At 61.7% G+C, this 22,452-nt stretch carries 21 protein-coding genes and 1 other annotated feature; of the genes, 10 read left to right on the top strand and 11 right to left on the bottom strand.

Translation table 11 applies throughout. The features are described from left to right. Both H582_RS0121075 and H582_RS0121070 read right to left on the bottom strand, forming a co-directional pair. Positions 1 to 314: oxidoreductase (locus H582_RS0121075; RefSeq protein WP_028600118.1), on the bottom strand; the 314-nt coding region annotated here is incomplete at its 3' end. A gap of 80 nt (positions 315 to 394) precedes the next feature. Continuing rightward, the gene (locus H582_RS0121070; RefSeq protein ID WP_228551258.1) at positions 395 to 742 is read right to left on the bottom strand and encodes an ArsR/SmtB family transcription factor; all 348 of its coding nucleotides are present in this window, start codon (positions 740 to 742) and stop codon (positions 395 to 397) included. Between the two features lie 228 nt (positions 743 to 970). Between H582_RS0121070 and H582_RS32180 the strand changes: the two genes are divergently transcribed. Beyond that, positions 971 to 1,213 carry a hypothetical protein gene (locus H582_RS32180; protein ID WP_127464601.1) on the top strand — a complete coding sequence of 81 codons (243 nt, stop codon included), beginning with the start codon at positions 971 to 973 and terminating at the stop codon, positions 1,211 to 1,213. A 737-nt stretch (positions 1,214 to 1,950) separates the two neighbouring features. Here the strand turns inward: H582_RS32180 and msrA are convergent. From msrA to H582_RS0121050, 3 genes are all read right to left on the bottom strand, one after another. Next, positions 1,951 to 2,997, bottom strand: a complete 1,047-nt coding sequence (gene msrA, locus H582_RS28835; RefSeq protein ID WP_084137493.1) for a peptide-methionine (S)-S-oxide reductase MsrA — start codon at positions 2,995 to 2,997, stop codon at positions 1,951 to 1,953. A 3-nt stretch (positions 2,998 to 3,000) separates the two neighbouring features. Further along, the gene (locus tag H582_RS0121055) at positions 3,001 to 4,620 is read right to left on the bottom strand and encodes a gamma-glutamyltransferase family protein (RefSeq protein WP_028600116.1); all 1,620 of its coding nucleotides are present in this window, start codon (positions 4,618 to 4,620) and stop codon (positions 3,001 to 3,003) included. A 149-nt stretch (positions 4,621 to 4,769) separates the two neighbouring features. After that, positions 4,770 to 4,976, bottom strand: a complete 207-nt coding sequence (locus H582_RS0121050; protein WP_028600115.1) for a hypothetical protein — start codon at positions 4,974 to 4,976, stop codon at positions 4,770 to 4,772. A 103-nt stretch (positions 4,977 to 5,079) separates the two neighbouring features. Between H582_RS0121050 and H582_RS0121045 the strand changes: the two genes are divergently transcribed. Continuing rightward, the gene (locus H582_RS0121045) at positions 5,080 to 6,048 is read left to right on the top strand and encodes a quinone oxidoreductase family protein (RefSeq protein ID WP_028600114.1); all 969 of its coding nucleotides are present in this window, start codon (positions 5,080 to 5,082) and stop codon (positions 6,046 to 6,048) included. A gap of 84 nt (positions 6,049 to 6,132) precedes the next feature. On the opposite strand, the gene H582_RS0121040 is transcribed toward H582_RS0121045, so the two are convergent. From H582_RS0121040 to H582_RS0121020, 3 genes are all read right to left on the bottom strand, one after another. Further along, positions 6,133 to 7,983, bottom strand: coding sequence for a proline--tRNA ligase (locus tag H582_RS0121040; protein WP_028600113.1), 1,851 nt, complete (start codon positions 7,981 to 7,983; stop codon positions 6,133 to 6,135). A 1,136-nt stretch (positions 7,984 to 9,119) separates the two neighbouring features. Continuing rightward, positions 9,120 to 10,871: a (Fe-S)-binding protein gene (locus H582_RS0121025; RefSeq protein ID WP_228551256.1), complete on the bottom strand. Its 1,752-nt coding sequence runs from the start codon at positions 10,869 to 10,871 to the stop codon at positions 9,120 to 9,122. Then, on the bottom strand, positions 10,864 to 12,279 hold the full coding sequence (locus H582_RS0121020) for an FAD-linked oxidase C-terminal domain-containing protein (RefSeq protein WP_028600110.1): 1,416 nt from the start codon (positions 12,277 to 12,279) through the stop codon (positions 10,864 to 10,866). The genes H582_RS0121025 and H582_RS0121020 overlap by 8 nt, the downstream gene beginning before the upstream one ends. 136 nt (positions 12,280 to 12,415) lie before the next feature. On the opposite strand from H582_RS0121020, the gene H582_RS28830 reads away from it, so the two are divergent. Continuing rightward, positions 12,416 to 13,168 carry a FadR/GntR family transcriptional regulator gene (locus tag H582_RS28830; RefSeq protein ID WP_052333503.1) on the top strand — a complete coding sequence of 251 codons (753 nt, stop codon included), beginning with the start codon at positions 12,416 to 12,418 and terminating at the stop codon, positions 13,166 to 13,168. 42 nt (positions 13,169 to 13,210) lie between these two features. Here the strand turns inward: H582_RS28830 and H582_RS32175 are convergent, their stop codons facing one another. From H582_RS32175 to H582_RS28825, 3 genes are all read right to left on the bottom strand, one after another. Then, on the bottom strand, positions 13,211 to 13,735 hold the full coding sequence (locus tag H582_RS32175) for a hypothetical protein (RefSeq protein ID WP_127464499.1): 525 nt from the start codon (positions 13,733 to 13,735) through the stop codon (positions 13,211 to 13,213). A 60-nt stretch (positions 13,736 to 13,795) separates the two neighbouring features. Next, positions 13,796 to 14,791, bottom strand: coding sequence for a hypothetical protein (locus tag H582_RS32170; protein ID WP_127464498.1), 996 nt, complete (start codon positions 14,789 to 14,791; stop codon positions 13,796 to 13,798). Positions 14,792 to 15,031: 240 nt separating this feature from the next. Continuing rightward, on the bottom strand, positions 15,032 to 16,150 hold the full coding sequence (locus H582_RS28825; RefSeq protein ID WP_228551803.1) for a zinc-dependent alcohol dehydrogenase family protein: 1,119 nt from the start codon (positions 16,148 to 16,150) through the stop codon (positions 15,032 to 15,034). A 165-nt stretch (positions 16,151 to 16,315) separates the two neighbouring features. Between H582_RS28825 and H582_RS0121005 the strand changes: the two genes are divergently transcribed. The 7 genes from H582_RS0121005 to H582_RS31340 all read left to right on the top strand — a co-directional run bounded on the left by H582_RS0121005 (position 16,316) and on the right by H582_RS31340 (position 22,401). After that, complete coding sequence (locus tag H582_RS0121005) at positions 16,316 to 16,684, top strand: winged helix-turn-helix transcriptional regulator (RefSeq protein WP_052333502.1); 369 nt, start codon at positions 16,316 to 16,318, stop codon at positions 16,682 to 16,684. Between the two features lie 246 nt (positions 16,685 to 16,930). Next, positions 16,931 to 17,164, top strand: a binding site (T-box leader). Positions 17,165 to 17,371: 207 nt separating this feature from the next. Continuing rightward, positions 17,372 to 19,081: a 2-isopropylmalate synthase gene (locus H582_RS28820; protein WP_084137492.1), complete on the top strand. Its 1,710-nt coding sequence runs from the start codon at positions 17,372 to 17,374 to the stop codon at positions 19,079 to 19,081. Between the two features lie 44 nt (positions 19,082 to 19,125). Next, a complete protein-coding gene (locus H582_RS32165; protein ID WP_156876716.1) occupies positions 19,126 to 19,296 on the top strand; it encodes a hypothetical protein in 171 nt (56 codons plus the stop codon). Positions 19,297 to 19,397: 101 nt separating this feature from the next. Beyond that, on the top strand, positions 19,398 to 20,633 hold the full coding sequence (locus tag H582_RS28815; RefSeq protein ID WP_052333501.1) for an acyltransferase family protein: 1,236 nt from the start codon (positions 19,398 to 19,400) through the stop codon (positions 20,631 to 20,633). Positions 20,634 to 20,787: 154 nt separating this feature from the next. Then, positions 20,788 to 21,114, top strand: coding sequence for a hypothetical protein (locus H582_RS32160; RefSeq protein WP_127464497.1), 327 nt, complete (start codon positions 20,788 to 20,790; stop codon positions 21,112 to 21,114). A 52-nt stretch (positions 21,115 to 21,166) separates the two neighbouring features. Continuing rightward, positions 21,167 to 21,913 carry a MerR family transcriptional regulator gene (locus H582_RS0120985; RefSeq protein ID WP_043111710.1) on the top strand — a complete coding sequence of 249 codons (747 nt, stop codon included), beginning with the start codon at positions 21,167 to 21,169 and terminating at the stop codon, positions 21,911 to 21,913. Next, on the top strand, positions 21,910 to 22,401 hold the full coding sequence (locus tag H582_RS31340) for a toxin-antitoxin system TumE family protein (protein WP_084137491.1): 492 nt from the start codon (positions 21,910 to 21,912) through the stop codon (positions 22,399 to 22,401). Before H582_RS0120985 ends, H582_RS31340 begins: the two co-directional genes overlap by 4 nt. Positions 22,402 to 22,452: the final 51 nt, after the last annotated feature.

Raw genomic sequence — 22,452 nt, 5'->3', positions numbered from 1 at the left:
GGAATGATCTTGCCTCCGGCCTCATGCACCTCGCGCACGACGCGAGCCCAGCCCTCCAGCGCCTCCGCGCCGTAGAAATGCGGCACGTTCCGGTCCGCTGCAGCCGCCGGATGGTCGATGACCGTGCCTTCGGTAATAATCAGCCCTACGCCGTGCTCGGCGCGGCGGCGGTAATAAGCGGCGACGTCGGCGCCAGGCACGCCGCCGGGCGAAAAGCCGCGCGTCATCGGCGCCATCACGACGCGGTTGTCGAGCTTCAGCTTGCCGCCCTCGAACGGACGGAACAGCGGCGCGGCATGGGTAGCGGTAGACATGGTCAAAAATTCCTCCTCGACATCCTGTTTTGTAATTCTATATTCATGAATATATAGATCAATGGACGCAAGAGCAACCCTTATTCTTTGGTTGCCTGCAGCTCCGCGGCTAGATCGGCGAGGAACGCCTTGATCGCCGCTTCGTTGCGCCGGTAATAGGTCCACTGTCCGAAGCGGCGCGACTCCAGCAGGCCGGCCTTTTGCATCGAGGCGAGATACGAAGAGATGACCGACTGCGTCAATCCGGACTTGTCCTGGATGCTGCCGACGCAGACGCCGCCCGGGAACTCGGAGCGCACCTGCTCCGGGGACAGAGGGAACTGGCCGTCTACATCTCGCAGCCAGCACAGGATGTTCAGCCTCGTCTCGTTGGAGATCGCCTTGAGGATGCCTAGTCTTTCGTCGTTCGACATCGGTACCGTGCTCATGCCTATGCCTCCGTTTCTTAGGTCTGGTCTTCCCAGTATAGCAAAAGTCCTGTCGATGAGAAAAATGAAACCGAGATTATAATTCCTTCAGACTCGTCTGCCGGAGCATTCCGTCATGCTAAGATCGAGCAGGCGACCAAAGCTTGGAAAAAATCGCCCTCGGAATCCGCCGCCGTGTCCGCGCCGGCCCGCCGATTCCAATCCATTCGCTACGGGAGGATATCGACTATGAGAACGATCGACGAGCTTGAACATACAGCAAGGGTACATACCGTCATTGAAGTCGTGAAGGAGGTGCTCGGCGACACTGTGCTGACCGATGAGTTCATCGCCAGCCTGCGGCGCATGAGCTTCGAGGAGCTCGGCCAGTTCGTGCTGCGCCTCGTGACGACGCGCGAGCTCGATGCGGCTTTCCTGGCCGTCTCGGCCATGGATGCCGAAGTCCAGCAGCAGCAGCTCGGCTTCGCTTGAGCAGGGGCTGCTAGCTGCAGGAGCAGGCCCTATAGGCCGCGCCGGGCGGCTGGTGGCGCGCCGGGCGGGCTGTGTTGCTGCGCCGGGCGGGCTGTTGGCGCGCCCTGCGGGCTGCGGCTACGCTCGCGGAGCGCGGCTACGCCCGGGGGAGCCGACTGAGGCTCCTCCCGGGAAGCGCTGCGGCATCCTGCGCACGAAAGAGGCTGTCCCAGGTCGTTCGAACGACCTGGGGCAGCCTCTTTGCCTTTCATGAAGGCACTTCCGACTCCTTCAATCCATCCAACGCGCCTGACACGCCCGATGAAGGCACTCTTGACTCCCTCCATTCATCCCCACGCACCCAACCGCCCCATGAAGGCACTCTCGACTCCCTCCATTCACCCCCACGCACCCAAGCGCCCGATGAAGGCACTCTCGACTCCCTTAATTCATTCCCACGCACCCAAGCGCCCGATGAAGGCACTCTCGATTCCCTCCATTCATCCCCACGCACTCAACCGCCCCATGAAGGTACTCTCGACTCCCTTAATTCATCCCCACGCACTCAACCGCCCCATGAAGGCACTCTCGACTCCCTCCATTCACCCCCACGCACCCAAGCGCCCGATGAAGGCACTTCGACTCCATTAATTCATCCCCACGCACCCAACCGCCCGATGAAGGCACTCTCGACTCCCTTAATTCATCCCCACGCACCCAAGCGCCCGATGAAGGCACTCTTGACTCCTTCATGCGAGTCAACACATCTCCTCCCATAGCGCGAGCTGGCCGGCATAGCCTTCCTCCGCCAGCCGGCTGCGGGGCACGAATCGCACCGCCGCCGAGTAGACGCGATAATGCCCTCCGCCGCCTGTCGCGTCCGCCTCCCGCAGCGCATAGCCGAGGAACAGCCCGCTCAGCCGCGACAGCAGCGCCGTCCGCGGCGGGCCGGAGCCGAGCTCCGCCTCGCAGACGATCAGGCCGTCATGAAGCGGCCGCCGGAAGGCCGGCCATCCGTCGCCGGCATCGAACTGATCCGGCGTGCCGAACAGCGGATCGCCCGTCAGCAGGTCGACGTAGATGCCTTGCTCCGGCTGGCTCCAGTACGCATTGGCATAAGCCGGCTCGGGCCGGCGCTCCAGCGCGGTCAGCCTTTGCTCCGCCGTCAGCAGGCTTTCCAGCCGCTTGCGGTCCCGCTCCCGCTTCCAGTGGCGGCGCAGGAAAGCATCCCTCCCCGAGGCCTGGCGATACAGCCGGTAATGGCCGAAGCGCCGCCGATGATACTGCTGATGCTCGTCCTCTGCCGGGTAGAACGGGCCTGCCGCCACGATCTCCGTGGCGATCCGTCCCTTGAAGCGCCCGCTCCGCTCCAGCGCCCGCCGCGAAGCCTCCGCCAGCTCGCGCTGCCGCTCGTCCTGGACGAAGATCGCCGTCCGATACGAAGCGCCTCGATCCTGGAACTGGCCTCCCGCATCCGTCGGATCAATCTGCCGCCAGAACAGGTCGAGCAGCCGCTCATACGGAAAAAGGCGCGGATCGAACTCGATCCGCACCGCTTCCGCGTGGCCGGTCGTCTCCGACGCCACCCGCTCGTACGTCGGGTCGTCCGTCCAGCCGCCCGTGTAGCCCGACGTGACCGACAGGATGCCCGGCAGCCGCTCGAACGGCTCGACCATGCACCAGAAGCAGCCCCCGGCAAAAACCGCGACGCCGACAGCAGGCTCCCTGCCGTCGACAGCATCGGCATCGCTCCCGTCCGGCGCTGCCCCGCGACGCCGCAGCCAGCGGCCGACTAGCCGCCGCATCGGCTAGAAGCCCGCGACGATGCCGTCCGTGCGGAAGTCGGTGCCGCCGCACAGCACGCCCGTCGCCGGATCGCGCAGGATGATCTGTCCGCGACCGAACGAGCCGAAGCCGTCTTCCCGCCGCACGGCATGGCCCATCCGCTCCAGCGCCTCCGCGACGTCCGCCGGGAAATGCGGCTCGACCGAGACGCTGAGCCCCTCGTGCCATTGCCAGCGCGGCGCGTCGAGCGCCGCCTGCGGATGCAGGTTGTAGTCGACCAGGTTCATGACCGCCTGCACATGGCCCTGCGGCTGCATATACCCGCCCATCACGCCGAACGGACCGACCGGCTGGCCGCCGCCGCGCGTGAGGAAGCCGGGGATGATCGTGTGGTACGTCTTTTTGCCCGCCAGCAGCGCGTTCGCATGGGACGGATCGAGCGAGAAGTCCGCGCCGCGGTTCTGCAGCGCGATGCCGGTGCCCGGCACGACGATGCCCGAGCCGAAGCCCATGTAGTTGCTCTGGATGAACGACACCATGTTGCCCTCGTTGTCTGCCGTCGCCAGATAGACCGTGCCGCTGCCGCCTGGACGGCCGGGCTCCGGCATCATCGCCTGCGGCCCGATCAGGCCGCGTCGGAGCGCCGCATATTCCGGAGAGAGCAGCTGCTCGGGCGCGACCTTCATATGGCGCGGATCGGTCAGATGCTTCAGTCCGTCGGCAAAAGCAAGCTTCGTCGCTTCGAGCTGCCGATGGATCGCTTCCGCCCCAAGCCTTTCCTCCGGCCGGAACTCGAAGCCGTCCAGAATCGACAGCGCCTGCAGCGCGACCAGCCCCTGGCCGCTCGGCGGAATCTCCCACACCTCGAAGTCGCGGTAGCGGACATGGATCGGGTCGACCCACTCCGGCGCATAGGCGGCCAGATCGGCCGCGGTCAGGAAGCCGCCGCGCTCCCAGATGCAGGCGTGGATCCGCTCGGCCAGCTCGCCCTCGTAAAAGCTGCGCGCCCCGCTGCGTCCGATCGAGCGGAGCGTCTCGGCATGCGCCGGCGAAGCCCACAGCTCGCCGGCCCGCGGCGCGCGGCCATGCGGAGCGAAGGTCTCCATCCAGGCGGCGACGTTCTCGGTGGACAGCTGCTTGCCGTAGGACTGAAAAGCCCGGTCCCAATAATAAGCCGCGACCGGCGAGACCGGAAAGCCTTGCTCCGCATAGCTCGCCGCCGGCTCCAGCAGCTCGTCCAGCCCGAGCCGCCCGAAGCGGGAGCTCAGCTCGGCCCAGGCGGCCGGCGCGCCCGGCACCGTCACCGGGATGGCGCCGAGGCGGGGCATCGCTTCATGGCCGCGCTCCCGCAGCGCGTCGATCGAGATCGACGCCGGCGCCGGGCCGTTGCCGCTGAGGCCGTGCAGGCGGTCGCCCGTCCAGACGAGCGCGAAGGCGTCGCCGCCGATGCCGTTGGAGCAGGGCTCGACGACCGTCAGCGCGGCCGCGGCCGCGACGGCGGCGTCGATCGCGTTGCCGCCTTGGCGCAGGATGTCGAGCCCGGCCTGCGCCGCGAGCGGCTGCGAGGTCGCGACCATGCCTCTGCGGGCGTAGGCTGGCTGACGATAGGAAGGATGCGGATGATGGAGCGGATCAAAGGTCATGGACACGTTCGGTAAGCCTCCTTGGAAGGGAAAATTCTTCCTCAAGTATACCACCCGCGGCCCGCAGGCGCGCGCCGCACCGTCTCCCTACGTCCTTCCACCGTCCTCCCACCGTCCTCCCAACGCCCTCCCATCAGCCCGCCGCTGCTTTAATGTCCGATCCGATGCGCCGCCTCGTCCGCGTCCGCCCAGCCGCTGGCTGCCAGCAGCAGCAGCGCGCACAGGATCAATCCCGCGCCGACGGCCGCTGCGTAGCGGCTGTTCGGGCGCGAGCCTTTGCGGGCGGCGAGCAGCATCGCCGCCCCTACGGCGGCCAATAGCGCCGCGACGAGCCCTAGTCCGGCATGTTCCCCCATGGTGCCTTCGCCTCCTTCGCATCGAATGCCAGCGTCCACTATACTACAAGGAGAGAACGCGCAGCCCAAGGATATAGATTCGCATAGGAAGGGGAGACGACGAATGAAAGCATTGGTTTTTCACGCCTTCGGAGGACCGGAGACGCTCCGATACGAGGAGCTGGCCGATCCTGTCATCGGGGAGGGAGAGGTGCTCGTCCGCTTGGAGGCGATCGGCCTGAACTTCGCGGACATCTATCGCCGCAGCGGCAACTACCATCTGGCCGGACAGCCGCCCTACATCCTCGGCTACGAGGGAGCGGGAGTCATCGAGCAGACGGGAAAAGGTGCCGGCGCGCTGCGGCCGGGCGATCGCGTCGCGTTCGCCGATGTCCCCCACGCCAACGCCGAGCTGGTCAAGGCGCCGGTCGACCGGATCATTCCGCTCCCGGACGACATCTCCTGCGAGCAGGCGGCGGCCTTGCTGCTGCAAGGGCTGACCGCCCACTATCTCGTGCAGGACAGCTATGCGGTCTCGGCCGGCGACGACGTGCTCGTCCATGCCGCTGCCGGCGGCGTCGGCCAGCTGCTCGTGCAGATGGCGGCGGCCAAAGGCGCGCGCGTGCTCGGCCTGACGTCCTCCGCGGCCAAGCGCGAGGCCGCCCTGCGGGCAGGCGCGGACGAAGCGCTGCTGTACGGCCCGGACTGGGCCGGCGAGGCGCGCCGGTGGAGCCGGGACGGCCAAGGCGTGTCGGTCGCCTACGACTCCGTCGGCTCGACGCTCCCGAGCAGCTTCGCCGCGGTGCGGACGCGGGGAACGGTCGTCTTTTACGGCATGGCCGGAGGAGATCCGGAGCCTGTCGATCCGCGCATGCTCATGGACACGTCCAAGACGCTGACCGGCGGCGACCTGTGGAACCACGTCACGACGGCGGAGGAGCGCGTCGCCCGCTCGGGCGAGCTGTTCCAGTGGATCCGCGACGGGCGGCTGCGGCTGGCGGACATCCGCCGGTTTCCTTTGAAAGACGGCGCCGAAGCCCACCGCCTGCTCGAAAGCCGGCTGCACAGCGGGAAGATCGTGCTGATTCCCTGAACCGCCGGCACAGCTGCATCGTTGATGCCCGCCTGCATTTAAAAAGCCCATTCGCCGCATGGCGGATGGGCTTTGGAGCAACGCTCAGCTCGGCCGGAAGCGCTCAAGCACGCGCCGGACCGCCTCCTCGGCGGACACGGCCTCCTTGCCGAGGCCGCTTCTCTCGACGTATTCGACTGCGCCGTTCACGGCATCGCGGCCGACGACGAGGCGCACGGGGATGCCGATCAGATCGGCGTCCTTGAACTTCACGCCGGGGCGCTCGTCCCGGTCGTCCAGCAGCGTCTCCACGCCGGCGGCGGAGAGCTGATCGTAGAGGCGCTCGGCGAGCGCCTGCTGAGCCTCGTCCTTCGCGGACACCGCCATCACATGTACATGAAAAGGAGCGAGCGCATCCGGCCAAACGAGGCCATGCCCGTCCTGCGACTGCTCCGCCGCAGCGGCGAGCGCGCGCGAGACGCCGATGCCGTAGCAGCCCATGACGATCGGCCGCTCCTTGCCCGCCTTGTCCAGGTAGAGCGCGCCGAGCTTCTCGCTGTACTTCGTGCCGAGCTTGAACACATGGCCGAGCTCGATGCCCCGGCTGAGCGTCAGGCGGCCTTCCTCGCAGCGGGGGCAGCCGTCGCCCTCGGCCGCGTTGCGGAAAGAGCCCGTCCGCTCCAGCGGAAAGTCCCGTCCCGGGACGACTCCAAGCAGATGGAAGCCTTCCTCGCCAGCTCCGGCGACCGCCGAAGCGAGCGCGGCCACGTCCCGATCGACGAGCAGCGGCACGTCGAGGCCGACCGGCCCGGCGAAGCCCGGCTTGGCGCCGGTCGCGCGCAGCACCGTCTCGGCATCCGCCAGCTCGAGCGCGTCCTCCTCGCGAGCGAGCCCATCCTCCCGCAGCCGCTGCAGCACCTTGAGCTCGTTGATCTCATGGTCTCCGCGAACGACGACGGCGACGGGCGTGCCGCCGACGACGAACAGCAGCGTCTTGAGGATGCCGGCCGGCGGCACGTCCAGATAAGCGGATACTTCCGCGATCGTCCGGGCATCCGGCGTCGCTGCGCGCTCCGGCGCCGCGGCGGCGGCGATGGGAGCGGCCGCGGCAGATGGCGGGTCCGTTGCGGAGAAGTCGTCTGCGGCGGGCGTCGAGGGCTCCGCTCCGTGGGACGGGGCGGCCGCGGCAGCCGGGAGGCCCTTTGTCAGGGAGGAAGCGGCGGTGGGGGCGGCCGGCCGCGCCTCGGCCTTTTCCAGGTTGGCGGCGTACTCGCAGCGGCTGCAGGAGACGATCGTATCCTCGCCGATGTCCGCCAGCGCCATGAACTCATGCGTGCCCCCGTCGCCGCCGATCGCTCCGGCATCCGCCTCGACGGCGCGGTAGCGCAGGCCGAGCCGGCTGAAGATCCGGTGGTATGCCGCGAGCATCGCGCCGTAGGCGCGGTCCAGCCCTTCGCGGTCCGCGTCGAAGGAATACGCATCCTTCATCAGGAACTCCCGTCCGCGCAGCAGGCCGTAGCGGGGGCGGCGCTCGTCGCGGAACTTCGTCTGGATCTGGTACAGCGCGAGCGGCAGCTTGCGGTAGCTGGACACTTCCGCTCCGACGAGGGCGGTCACGACCTCCTCGTGGGTCGGCCCGAGCGCGAACTCGCGGTCGTGACGGTCGCACAGCCGCATCAGCTCGGGGCCGTACACATCGTAGCGGCCGGACTGCCGCCACAGCTCGGCCGGCTGCAGCGCGGGCAGCAGCGTTTCCTGAGCGCCGGCGCGGTCCATTTCCTCGCGGATGATCCGCTCGATCTTGCCCAGCACGCGCCGCCCGAGCGGCAGGTACGAGTAGACGCCGGCGGCGAGCTGGCGGATCATGCCGGCGCGCTGCATGAGCGCATGGCTGGACGCTTCCGCGTCGCCGGGGGCTTCGCGCAGAGTCGGGAGCAGCATTCGGCTTTGACGCATGGGATTCACACTCCTATGGGATGGGATGGATAAAAATGCAATGCATGGGCAGCCAGACATCGAAGGAATTCGTCCGAGCCGTCGATTCGAACCTCCTGCGCGGGGCCAAGACGCTCTCGCTTTATTCTGGAAACGAGGTCCGTTCTTATCCCTCGCTCGACCCGCTAGCACGGCACTGATCGTCGGACTAACCAATGTCTCATCACGCCAAGGCACTCTCGACTCCCTTATTGAGCCGGTGCGCCGGATCTCCGTGAACCAAGGCACTCTCGACTCCCTCATCGAGCCGATGCGCCGGATCTTCGCGAACCAAGGTACTCTCGACTCCCTCGTCGAGCCGGTGCGCCGGATTGACGCGAACCAAGGCACTTTAGACTCCCTGGCGCTGCCAGTGCGGACGGAGCGACACATTGCCTAGCCGGACGATCGGATGCTTAAAAAAACAAAAAGCGACGCACTCGTCTAGGGACGAATGCGTCGCGGTACCACCCTGGTTCAGCTGTCGGCCGCCTCATCGGCAGCGCCAGCCCTCTTGCGGATAACGGCCGCTGCCGGCAGCTCGCCGCCGCCATGGGACAGGGCAGGACGGGCTGCAGCTCGCAAGGTGGGAATCCGATCCTTCGCACGGGAAGCCTCTCAGCCGGGAGCTTCCTTTCTGGGCGGGCGAATGGTGGAGCGGGGTGGCCTTGGTCGTCGCTGTTGCTGGATTGATTAGGCATTACGATACTCCATGAAGCCCGAGGGCGTCAAGGGGCGGCTGGCTCAGCCTGGCATCTGGCCTGTCGCTAGGTCCGATGGACGCTCACGTTCTCCCTTGCCCAAAATTGCAGCCGATCCAGGAACGGCCCGACTTCAAGCTCGCCCCGGCGGACCTGACCGAGCAGCTCGTCCGCCTTCGCAGAGAAGGCCGTCCAGAATGAAGCCGGCAGCTCGCTCCCGCCACCGTCCAGCGAAGGCTTCAAGGCATACAAGGAAGCGAGCTCGCGTCCTCCATTCCTGCAGCCATCCAGATTCTACCTCCTCTAATTGCCATTTGTAAATAACATTTACTTTTAATGGGATCAACCAGCCGCAGAGACGGCAAAGAACCCGATCCAGGAAACCGGATCGGGCTTCTTTTCGCTTCAGCCAGCGTCTCAGCTCTTTCCGGCCGCGACCCGCTCATGCAGGAAGTCGACCACATGCATGACCTTCATCGTCGCCGGATCGCCGTGCTTGTGCACGCCGAGCTTCATCTGCAGCAGGCAGCCGGGGTTGCTCGTCAACAGGTAGCTCGCGCCGGTCGCGCCGGCATGCTCCATCTTGTGCTCCAGCAGCTGCCCGGCCATCTCCGGCTGCAGCACGTTGTAGATGCCCGCCGAGCCGCAGCAGCGGTCGGACTCCCGCATCTCCACGAACTCGACGCCGCCGGTCTGGCGGATGAGCTGGCGAGGCTCGGACGAGCCTTTCATGCCGTTGCGCAAATGGCAGGAATCCTGGTACGTGACCCGCACCGGCGGGCGCGTCTCGCCAGCGGCAGCCGGGTCCGTGCCGAGGGCGGAAGAGCATCCGCCGCCGCAGGCCGAGTTCGACCACGCCGCAGCGGCGGCCTCGCCTGCCGCCTGCAGCGCACCTTCCAGCGGCAGGCGGCCGCTGGCGACGAGCAGCCGGCTGACGTCGACGACGCGTGCCGCGAAAGCCTGCGCCAGCTCCGCATAATCCGGATCGTCCTGCAGCAGATGCCCGTACTCGACGAGCTGCGCCCCGCAGCCGCCCGCATTGGAGACGATCCACTCGATGCCGCCGTCGCGGAACGCCTCCAAATTGCGTCGGGCGAGCCCGCGCGCCTGATCCAGCTCGCCGCTGTGCGCATGGAGCGCTCCGCAGCAGGCCTGCTCGCGCGGGATGACGACGTCATAGCCCGCCTGTGCCAGCAGCTCCGCCGTATTCACGTTCGTGCCGGCGAACAGCACATCCATGATGCAGCCGCGGAACAGCGCCACCCGCCCGAGCGATTCGCCTTGGGCCGGCAAGTACGTGCCGATCCGCTCGATCACCCCGCGTGAAGAGGCATCCGGCAGGATCTCCTCCATCTCGCGGATCGGCGCGGGGAACAGCTTCATGATGCCGGCGCCGCGCGCGACGCGGCGCAGCCCCGACTTCTGGTACAGGGCGAGCGCGCCGCCGAGCGCCCGCAGGCTGCCTCGCTTCGGAAAGACGCCGCGGAACAGCGCCGCGCGGACGCCTTTGACAGGAACATTATGGTCGGAGTGGTCCTCCAGCGCGTCGCGCGCCTGCTCGATCAGCTGGCCGTACTTCACGTCCGCCGGGCAGGCCGGCTCGCAGGCGCGGCAGCCGAGACAGTGGTTCATCTGCGCGCGGAAGCTCTCGTCCGGGTCCATCAGGCCGTCGGCGACGGCCTTCATGAGCGCGATCCGGCCGCGCGGCGACTCCGGCTCGATGCCGGTCTCGCGGAACGTCGGGCAAGCCGGCAGGCAAAAGCCGCAGCGCATGCAGTTCGTCAGCTGGTCGTAATCCAGCTTGGCGAGCAGCGTGCGGGCCAGCGGATTGGCATGCTCGATCTGCGGCTTGCCGAAGCCGGAGCCGGAGCCGTGCGACGGTCCGGAACCGGGATGAGTCGCGCCTGGCAAGCCGTGCGGTGCCGCTTCCGTCGAAGCGCCCGCCGCCGTGCCGGTGCCCGGCAGCGCCGCGTGCAGGACGCCGCCGGCGTCCGCTGCCGAGCCCCCTGCCGACGCCATCCAGGCCGACGCCGAAGGCCGGCGCTCGGCCGGCAGCTCCTGCGCGAGCGCGGCCAGCCCGGCCGGCGCGGACGTCCATCCCAGGCCGAGCGAGAGCGCCGCCGCCCGCCGCGGCTTCAGCCGCTCCTTCAGGCTCATGCGGTCAGCCATGCTGGATCACCACCCTTTTGCGCCGGTCCTTGGCGAACATCTTGCCGGGGTTGAGCAGGCCAAGCGGGTCGAACGCGGCCTTGATGGCCTCCATCACCGCCATGCCGCTCTCGCCGACCTTCCACTCCAGGTACGGCGCCTTCACGACGCCGACGCCGTGCTCGCCGGTGATCGTGCCGCCCATCGAGATCGCCGCTTCAAAAATTTCCGCAAACGCCTCCTCGACCCGGTGCACCTCCTCCGCGTCGCGCGCGTCGGTCGTCGCCGTCGGATGCAGGTTGCCGTCGCCGGCATGGCCGAACGTCGCGATGTTCACCCCATGCTTGGCCGCGATCTCGCCGATGCGCCGCACCATGTCCGCGATGCGCGAGCGCGGCACGGTCGCATCCTCGAGGATCGTCGTCGGCCGCAGGCGGGCGAGCGCCGTGAAGGCGCTGCGCCGCGCCGCGATCAGGCGCTCCGCGTGCTCGCGCGTCTCGGCGACCTCGACGCGGTCGGCCCGCTCGGCGAGGCAGACCGCGCGGATCGCCTCCATGTCGCGCTCGACGACCTCCGGCTCGCCGTCCTGCTCGATGAGCAGGATCGCCTCCATGTCGCGCGGCAGCCCGAGCTTGGCGAAATCGTCGACGACCCGGATCGTCGGGTTGTCGAGAATTTCCAGCGTGGCCGGAATGATCCGGCTCTCGATGATGCGCGAGACGGTGCGGGCCGCACCCTGCAGGTCGCGGTACATCGCGAGCATCGTCTTTTTCGCCGCCGGCGGCGGCACGAGCTTCAGCGTCGCTTCCGTCACGATCGCCAGCGTCCCCTCCGAGCCGACGAGCAGCTTGGTCAGGTCGTAGCCGGCGACGTCCTTCACCAGCTTGCCGCCGGTGCGGATGATCTCGCCGCTCGCCAGCACCGCTTCGAGCCCGAGCACATAGTCCTTGGTCGTGCCGTACTTCAGCCCGCGCAGGCCGCCGGAGTTCTCGCTGATGTTGCCCCCGATCGTCGAGATCTTCATGCTGCTCGGATCCGGCGGATAGAACAGCCCGAGCGACTCGACATGGTCGGTGAACGTCTGCGTGATGAGTCCCGGCTGCACCGTCGCCGTCAGATTGTCCAGATCGACCTCGAGGATGCGGTTCATGCGATGCATGACCAGCACGACGCCGCCCTGCAACGGCACCGTCCCCCCGCACAGGTTCGAGCCCGAGCCGCGCGTCACGACTGGCACCCGATGCTTCGTCAGCAGCTTCATGATCTCCGACACCTGCTCCGTCGTCTCCGGGTACACGACCCCGTCCGGCAGGCTCTGCAGCATCGGCGTCCCGTCGTACGAATGGGCGACACGCGCCTCCATGTCGTCACGCGCATGCTTCTCCCCGACGATGGCCTGCAGCCGCTCCAGCAGCGATTGTTCCAGCATGTTCGCTCCTCCTATGCAACCCGATCTATTCATCAGGTCATCAGATGACTTATGTCGCTCATTATATGCTATAATGCTGGCATTGACTAGGGAGCGTTTGCAAAAACGCTCTGAGGAATTCGGAGGGCGAGGCTGCATGAAGATCACATCCGCCAAAAACCACGAGCTCGTCGCGGGCCATATGCTGGAGCAGATCCAGAGCGGCGCCTGGCAGCCGGGGCAGCGTCTGCCGTCGGTCGTCGAGCTGGCCGAGCAGTACGGCGTCGGCCGCTCCACGATCCGCGAGGCGACGAGCGCGCTCAAGGCGACCGGCTGGCTCGACGTGCGCCATGGCGGCGGCACGTTCGTCAAGGCGGTGCTGCCGAGCGACCCCCGCCACGGCGCGGACATGCTGTTCGAGAGCGCCGGCTCGCTCGCCGAGCTGCTCGAGGTGCGGCGCGCGCTCGAGGCCGGCGCGGTGCGGCTTGCCGCCTTGCGCCGCGGCGAGCCGGAGCTGGCGCGGCTGCGCGAGGCGTTCGCGCAGATGCGCCAGGCGCTGGAGCTCGGCGACACGGCGGCCGGGGAGCGCGCGGACACCGCGTTCCACATGGCGATCGCCGGCGCGGCCGGCAACCCGCTGCTCGCCGGCATGATGGAGTCGCTCGCGGACCGCTTCGAGGCGACGATCCGGCAGACGCGGGAGCTGCGCTTCTACCGCGAGCCGGGCACGGCCGAGCGGCTGCTTGAAGAGCACGCGGGCATCCTGGACGCGATCGAGCGCGGTGACGCCTCGCTCGCCGAGCGGCGGCTGACCGCCCATCTCGACGGCGTGCTCGCCGCGCTGCAGGAGGCGATCGCCGGGGGAAAGTTAAACCTAGAGACTATGAACAAAAACAATAAAATCAATTAAAGACAAAGCAGGTTACCGCCTGCTTTGTCTATTTTAGCATCCTTATTTGGGATCTGTTCTAATAACAAAAGCAATCTCTCTTTGTTCTCCCCCCCATTTTCCAATTACTCTAAATCCTCTAAACGTAGAACCTTGGTTATAATCGCTTATATTTGAGCTTAAGTTTGTTGCGAAATGTTCCAATATTGGAATCCTATATAATTCGCCTTTTTTCTGTAATTCGATGGTTTTTTGGGACCCTCTATATTTTAATGTCCCGTCTTGATTTAGAATATCATCAAATAAAATGAGCGAATCAGGGTTCTCTTCTTTAAATTCAATTGTAATCATCTCTCCTATTTTAATATAAGGTATATTCTCTTTATCCTGTTTCATTAATTCCTTTAAAGAATATATATTTTCATAATCAAAACTCTTTGTATTACTAGATAAATATCTTAATATATTTTCATTGTTTTTTATAACAATAGTACCTTTAACTTGACTGTCCAAGGTTTTCTCTTCACATCCATAAGTAACTATAGAAATACCAAACAATAAAAGAGTTATAATCATTTTCCTAATCATATACTAATACAACCTCCACAAATTTATAAAGCTCAGTATAAATATACTGAGCTTTATAAATTAATTCTTTTTCCAAATTGTTAAAGTACTAGAGTCATAAGGAGAATATCCTGCTGTATGTTTCATTACAGGGCCTTGTCCCCATTTTGAAATTATTTTTAACGAAGTAGCACTTGCTATTGGCCCAGCTGCTTCATACACAATTCCAGAGTGGTCACCATTATTATAAAAGACCCTAGTGTTTATACCTGCATTAATTAAGTTTGAGAAACTTGAATAACTTCCATCTGACATATATTTACTGGGGTCATTCATCCAATACGTATTTCCAGTACTATTAGAGTACCATGCATAAGAGTGACAGTTAAAATTAGTTGTTGATGTAGAACTATAGGTAGCATTTGGATATTGCTGTTGTACCGATTGATTCAAATCAGATTTTTGAATAAGTGTTAGCTCCTCACCTCTTATTATAACAGGAACAATAGATCCTTTAGGAGTTTGAACTGTTGCTGATGTATACGCTACCCTAGTAGATGCATCTGATTCAGAACTAAGATACTTATCCATTTTTTCTTGAGCATCAAGTTTATTACTGACCTTACCCCATATAGTTTTATCACTCAAAAGAATTGCTATTGATAATTGATCCAATGATTCCCCTTGTTTTAATTCCAAGTTTTTATTAAGTGCTTCTAAAAGTTTTTCACCAGCATCATTTCTTTCGAGTAGAGCCTTAAAAGCACTAGATTCATTTTCCAAAACTTTTAGACCTTGCTCATATGAATTAAAAAGATAAATTGTAGAATCAAGTAAAGGATAGTCTAGTACAGCTTTAATAAGGTCTTCAGTTGACATATTATTTAACTCTGTGCTTGAAATTTTAGAGGCCTCAACCATCTCTCTTTTCGTTTTTAATTTGGACCATTCAATTTTATTCTCAGGAGTAAGCTGATATTTAAAACCCTTTGAATTGGCACTGGCAGTCTGTCCACTAAAATTAATACTTAATGCAAGGAGTAGTGATAAGGAAATTGTTAATGTTTTTTTCTTCAAACAAATACCTCCATTTTTAATTCATGTTATTTCTGGTTTTTAATTTTTAAACACCGAATAAATAAATATTATAATATAACCCTTTTCTTGTAAACGTATATTTCTTAAAATGGTAAGTTAGTCTCGGTAGACTTTGTGACTTAGAGGCTATATCATCGGTTTTCCTACATTTTTCGACATTTATTAAGACAACTTTTTTGTCTTCGCTAATGAAATGGGAGGCTAGCACAAACTATCCATTTAAGGTAGAGCAATTTTTCTTCGCAGAAGCTTTTTAGTTGCTTTTTTCGCAGCCTTGTCTGCCTCAGAGGCTGCGGTCGACGGCAGCGGCCGCAGGCGATGCTGCTCCAGCACGATCTTGCCGACATGCTCGCCTGCCGTGAGCCGCGCGAAAGCCTCCTCATACCGCTCCAGCGGGTAGACGCGGTCGATGGCCGGCCGCAGGCGATGCTGCTCCAGCGCGCGGATCATCGCCTCGAACATGTCCCGGCTGCCGACGCTGACCGCTTGCAGGCGCGCCCGGTGCTGGATCGCCGGCACGATGCGGAAGCCCTCGACCGCGCCGCCCGACAGCAGTCCGACGAGGCTGATGCGTCCGCCTTGGCGCAGCGACTCCACCGAACGGTTCAGCGTGTCCGCGCCGCCGACGTCCAGCACATGGTCCGCTCCGCGTCCGCCGGTCAGGCGCAGCACCTCGCGTTCCCACTCCGGGTGCTCCCGGTAGTTGATGCCCTCGTCGGCTCCCAGCTCCCGCGCCCGCTGCAGCTTGTCCTCGCGGCTCGACAGCACGATGACGCGCGCGCCTTGCAGCTTGGCGAGCTGCAGCGCGAACACGGCCACGCCGCCCGTGCCCTGCACGACGACGGTATCGCCAGCCTTCACCCGCCCCTCCTCCACGATCGCCTGCCTGGCGGTCACCGCCGCGCACGGGAGAGCGGCCGCCTCGGCATCGCTCAGATACGCCGGCACGGCGACGAGCGATTGCTCCGGGAATACCCGGTATTCCGAGAACACTCCGTCCAGCGGGCCTCCGAGCGAGCTGGCCCGGCTTTCCACCGTCACCTCGCCGGAGATCCACTCCTGGAAAAAGATGCCGCTGACCCGCTCGCCGACCGCGAACCGGCTCGTTCCGGGTCCGAGCCGCATGATCTCCCCGACAGCGTCGGAGCCGAGCACGAGCGGCTGCGCCAGATCCCAGCCGTATACCCCCTCGATGAATCCGGCATCCCGCGCATTGAGCGACACGGCCCGGATGCGAACCAGCGCTTCCCCTGGCCCCGGCTCCGGAATCGACCGGCTCGCCAGGCTCACTCCCTCCATCCCAAGCTTCCCTTGCAGCTGCAGCGCCTTCATCGTCATCCTGCTCACGCTTCCTCTCTCCGTCCAGCCGCCGGCGGAACGCCTCCTATTCCCGAGTTGCGTTCTCGGGTATGGCCTTCATGCTAGCAGATCGGCTATACTCGGGGTAGAAGGCACTTTGTCGTGCACGGGTTACCCCAATGTGACCTGGGAGGCGTTGGATCGATGAGCAATGCCGAAACATCCGGGCTGGCCGCCAAGCGAAAGCCCGACATCTCGCCCGACCGCTGCGACTACACCAAGTTCCTGGACATCGTCTCGAGCAAATGGAGCGCGCTGATCCTGTACGCGCTGGAAGACGGCCCCGTGCGCTTCGGCGAGATGGGGCGGCGCATCGAGGGCATCTCCAAAAAAATGCAGACCCAGACGCTGCGCCAGCTGGAGAGGGACGGCCTTGTCCATCGCGAGCTGACGCCGCTCGGCCAGTCGCTGATCGGACCGCTGCGCGAGCTGAAGCGGTGGGCTTCGGCTCATCACGGCGAGGTGGTGCAGGCCCGGGACAACTATGACCGAACCTTGGAGCGCGCCGACTGACGGCCGCCTAGCCGGGCGGCTTGGCTGGAGGCATTCCGCCAAATCCGCGCCTCGGTCCGGCCTAGGCCAGAGCTGTCTCTTCTCCGCACTTCTCCGCACTTCTCCGCACTTCTCCGCACTTCTCCGCACTTCTCCGCACTTCTCCGCACTTCTCCGCCTGGCGGGAGCCGCCTCTTTCCCCCCTGCTTGACAACCTTCGAACCGATGGCCTATACTCTTCCCTAATTCAAGCTTTGCTTCATACCTTCAAAAGTCATGATTAGAACCAGTAGGATGGAATCGACCTTTCAGAGAGCCGCCGGGTGGTGCGAGGCGGCAGGAGCGCTCCGTCCGAACTCCTCTATGAACTGCTGCCTGACAACGTAGGGCCAGCCGGAATTCCACCGTTACAGGGATAGATGGTGATGGCCATCGAACAAGATCATGCCTGCGTTCAGGCATGAATTAGAGTGGTACCGCGGGTTATGCCCCGCCTCTATGCGTAGAGGCGGGGCTTTTTGCGTTCCGGCGGTGATCGGCGGGGCTCCTGAGCCCCCCGCTCACCGCCGCGAGGCGCGAGAATTGCGCCGGCTCGTCCGTCAGGACGGAAGCCTTGGACGCATGCTGCCGGAAGGATTCCGGGTCCTTCCGGCCCCGCTTCACATACACGGCCTTTCCACCCAACCGAACCCTAAGGAGATGACGAGGATGAACCGCAACATCATCGTACTGGATACGACGCTGCGCGACGGAGAACAGGTGCCGGGAGCGAAGCTCAACATGCCGCAAAAAATCGAGATGGCCCAGCAGCTGAAGCGGCTCGGCGTCGACATCATCGAGGCGGGCTTCCCCGCTTCGTCGCAGGGCGACTTCGAGGCGGTGCAGGCGATCGCGCGCAGCGTCGGCGACTCCGTCTCGATCACCGCGCTCGGACGCGCCGTCAAGAGCGACATCGACGCCGTCTACGAGAGCATCAAGCTCGCGCAGGACCCGCTCATCCATATCGTGCTCGGCACGTCGAACATCCATGTCGAGAAGAAGTTCAGCCGCTCCAAGGAAGCCGTGCTGCAGATGGGCGTCGACGCCGTGCGCTACGCCAAGACGCTGCTGCCTGCCGTGCAGTATTCGACCGAGGACGCCTCGCGCTCGGAATTCGAGTACCTGTGGGCGACGATCGAGGCGGTCGTGAAGGCCGGCGCGACGATGATCAACGTGCCGGATACGGTCGGCTTCGCCGTGCCGGAGGAGTTCGGCGACCTGATCCGCCGCATCAACGAGCGGCTCAAAAACCTCGACGATCGCGTCGTGCTGAGCGTGCATTGCCACAACGACCTCGGCCTGGCGACGGCCAACACGCTGAGCGCGATCCGCGGCGGCGCCGACAAGGTCGAGGTGACGATCAACGGACTCGGCGAGCGCGCCGGCAACACCTCGCTGGAGGAGGTCGTCATGGGGCTGAAGGTGCGGGAGAGCTTCTACCGGGCGCAGACGAGCATCAACACGAAGGAGCTGATCCGCAGCTCGCGCCTGCTCACCCATCTGACCGGCCTCGACGTGCAGGTCAACAAGGCGATCACCGGGGAGAACGCCTTTGCCCACTCCTCCGGCATCCACCAGGACGGCCTGCTCAAGGACAAGAACGTGTACGAGATCATGTCGCCCGAGGACGTCGGCGCGGACAGCATGGAGCTCGTGCTGACCGCCCGCTCCGGCCGGCATGCGTTCAAGCATGCGGTGGAAAAAATGGGCTTCGACACCTCGGACGGGGCTGAGTTCGAGGCGCTTTTCGCGCAGTTCCTGGAGCTGGCCGACACCAAGAAGGAGGTGTACGACCATGACGTCTATTACCTCGCCTCCAGCCGGTCCGGCGCGTCCCGCAGCGGCGGCAAGGAGCTGTACGAGCTCGATTCGTTCCAGGTCATCACGAACGACCTGTACCCGACCGCGACCGTGCAGCTGCGCAAGGGCGGCGAGGCGGTGAAGGGCAGTGCCGTCGGCGACGGCCCGATCGACGCGCTGTATACGGTGCTGCGCCAGCTCGTCGGCATCGACGCGGAGCTGAAGGACTACAAGATCAGCAGCCTGTCGCGCGGCAAGGAAGCGATCGGACGCGTCAACATCCGGCTCGCGGTCGGCGGCCGCTCCTACTCCGGCCGGGCGATGGACACCGACATCATCAAGGCGAGCGCAGGCGCGTTCCTGAACGCGGTCAACGCGGCGCTGCTGGACGAGGGGGCCGGGACGACGGCGGAGCAAGCGGCGGCGAACGAGGGCGCGGAGCAAGCGGCAACGGGGCAAGTCTCAGAGCAAGCGGCGGCAGCTTCAACGTCGGGGCAGGCGGCAGCGGAGCAAGCGGCAGGCGCCGCTGTGACCGGGGGCGCGGCGGCAGCGGCGCCATCCGCCTCCGCGGCGGAGTAGCGGCATGGCGGACACGTCCTGGAAGCTGGATCAGGTAACGGAGCATGATTTGCAGGAAGTGCGCGGGGGCATTCCGTTCGGCGCGGGACAAAGCCGACAACCGGCTGGAGCCGGCGTTCGAGCAGGGCGAGACGCTGCAGAGGATCGGCTTCGCCCACGCCGACTGCTGGTTCAAGTGGTTCGATCTCGCCGTGTTCGGCGGCGTGAAGCCGTAGAGTTTCACACAAAGATTCATTAGCATTTCCTCATTTGGGTTTAAAATCCATAATACGGGTGTTAAGGTAAGGTAAAACATTCCGGGTGGACAACGAACGCCATGAACGATGTTTCTTTAGACAACAAGCTCGTCTATTTGGATGGCTTGCGCGGACTGGCGGCCTTTGCCGTCGTGATTTCGCACTACATGCAGGTATTCTATCCCGCTGCGCTCAGCGGCAATCCGCAGCAGGCCCATTCGCAGTGGGATGTCGGGTACGGACAGACTCCGCTCAACCTGTTTTACAACGGCCAATTCGCCGTATGCTTGTTTTTCGTGCTCAGCGGATACGTGCTCAGCGTGCGCTTTTTCAAGCGACAGCTTGATCCGGAAGCTTTTCTCCAATCGCTGCAATCCAGTGCCGTCCGCCGTTACCTCCGTCTTGCCGTGCCGGCTGCGGCGTCCGTAGGCCTTGTCTACCTCGGCTTGATGACGCATGCTTTTCATCTGAAGGACATATGGGAAGCGACTGGGACGGACATGAAAAAGGACTACTATGCTCTGGACCAGCATCTTTACACCGTCATTAAAGCAGCGGTCTTTGATCCGTTTTTCCGCTTTGAAAGCCATCCTTACAATCCCGTCCTGTGGACGATGAGCTACGAGCTGCTGGGCTCATTCCTCATTTTCGGCTTCATCGCCCTGTTTGGACGGGCGAAAAGGAGATGGATCGTCTATGTGGTGCTGTCCCTCGCGTTCATCCAGACTTACTTCGTCGCTTTTCTGTGGGGAATGCTGCTGGCCGATCTGCTCCGTGGCAGATGGATCCGCCGGACGAGGTCGACCCTGCTCGTGCTGGCCGCAGGAATCTATCTCGGTTCAGCGCCTTACATCCCACTGAAGGGAACGATGTACGAGCCGATTGCGGCCACGACCGCCTTATTCAATGGGTGGATTCAGCTCGACCTGGATTCCCGACTGCTCGCTCGCACCGCAGGCGCGGCCATGATCCTGTTTGCCCTGCAGCGGCTGAAGCTGCTGCAGCTTCTATTGGCCTGGAGACCGTTCGCTTATTTAGGAAAAGTGTCCTTTTCGCTCTACCTCGTCCATTTCACGGTCCTGACGACGTTTTCCGCGTACATGTTCAGCAAGGCGATGGCCCACTTCGGCTACAACATCGCCTATGCGATTACGTTCGCGGCTTCTATGCCGCCCTTGTTCATCCTGTCGCATTTTTACATGAAGCACATCGATCAAGGCGCGATCAAGCTCGCTCGAAGCGTAGAGCGGAAGATGACGGCGCCATCCGCGATGCGCCGCCGAGCGGAAACGGACGACTCTACCCTGTCGGGATGAACGTTTTCGTTAAAAACTCCTTAAAGCGCGAGTTTCCCCACTCGTTCAAGACTATTCAAAGGCTATTCCGCTAGGATTCCATATGCTTCAATGCTTATTGCATTTGAATTTGATTTATAAAGTCGTTTGAACTCCTGTACTCTTTTGGAGGATCATGGACAAAAGCTTGAATCTGACGAGCTGCCAGAGTACGATTCAAAGACTGCATGCTCGAAATAAAACTCCCGTAATAAGCGGATTCAACCTTTTCACATCCCTTCCTTCATCAGCATCAATTAAAAACGAAGCGCCTTCCGAGGAAGACGCTTCTTTTTCATTCCCGACCCTTCAGCCCTTCGCTGTCGGCAGCGGCTTCAGCTTCGCCTCGATCGCCTCGATCGCCTCGATCGCCTCGATCGCCTCGATCGCCTCGATTCGAGGGGATTTTTTTGGAGGTATTTTAAGTTGTCGTTTTGCATATAACGTTTATTATGGATATTGAAAAATCACAAACAAATGAAGTAAAATGGAAGGAGATGAAGGAGCTGATGCATATGAGCAAGGCTGTCTTTGATTATGCTCAAGAACAAATCGAAATGGCCTATCATGAACAAAATCCAGTTCTGTTGGAAAAAGAAACGGATTATGTTTTCACGAAACTGCTTGCCAGCTTATCCACGTTGTTTCCTGAACAGCTAGTTGGCATTTCCATCAAGCCGTTTTCGTTTTCGACAAGTCATTTATTCTCCTCCACCCATAAAAATAAATTGTTCAAGTGGCTGGATCGCCTGTACCAGTTGGATCTGCCTGCTTCCGACATGGATTTCGGCAAACTGAAGATCGACTTTGAACTTTGGTATTACGAACTGGGCGGCGATTTCATCGAGTTCTCCTACCAGAAAAGCTACTTGATGAAGCCATCTGAAGCAGCAGAAGCGCTTGGCATATCGACCGTCACGCTGCACAAGTACATCAAACAGGGACTGGAATGTTTGGATAACGGATCTCAAAATAAAATCCCTAAACATGCCGTGGAGCTGCTGAAGGATCCTGTTTATGGCGTTCTCATGCAATTGATCGGACAAAAGAAAAAGCGCCTTCATCAAAAGCCTGCCGAACGATTGGGAGAAATTTACAAAGAAATTGCGGAGTACCAAATTCGTTATGGGGCGGCAACGGTTCACGAAGCTTTTGCTGAATATGACGGAGATGAAATGGATGATCCGACCGACTATTACCGATGGAAGGATCTAACGGAAGAAATAACTGAAATTTTAAAAGACACAGGAGGGGGCAAGTGAGGAAAACGAATGCTCCCTCGCTCCTATTCCCTGCAGATATTCCGGAGCTTCTTGAAGAGTTCCATGATCTTTTTCAAACGTATGAAAGATTTCAGGACAGAGAGTCCATCTATGCCGATTTTAGGATGGACCGTAAACGGCTCGAAGTCGTTTTTCCCTTAAAGGAACATCCCATTCATGGAATTACCGGACTGAGGGCTTATGAAAAATACGACGATCAGGGCTGCGTAGAAAAATATGACTATCAATGGAAACGCATCCTGCCTAAAGGCGGCATTCAGGCCACTCATATCTCTTCCTGGGGAAACGAGCCGCATGACGCGCCCGGGACACCTGAGGAATACCGAACTGAGACCGAACCTCATCATCATCACTATGATCCCGCTGATCGAAGGAAACGGAGAGAAAACTGGACGGTCAGAACTTTGCGAGACGCTTTGCTCTTTGTAAAAGAATACATAGATAGCGGCAGGGAGTACACGGGTTGACGGTAGAACCAGCCCGACAGGCAGCAACAAAAAAAGCGCCTTCCTCGGAAG

The sequence above is a fragment of the Paenibacillus pasadenensis DSM 19293 genome, from assembly GCF_000422485.1.
Taxonomy (GTDB): Bacteria; Bacillota; Bacilli; order Paenibacillales; family Paenibacillaceae; genus Paenibacillus_O; species Paenibacillus_O pasadenensis.
This window is presented reverse-complemented; position numbering and strand designations above follow the sequence as displayed.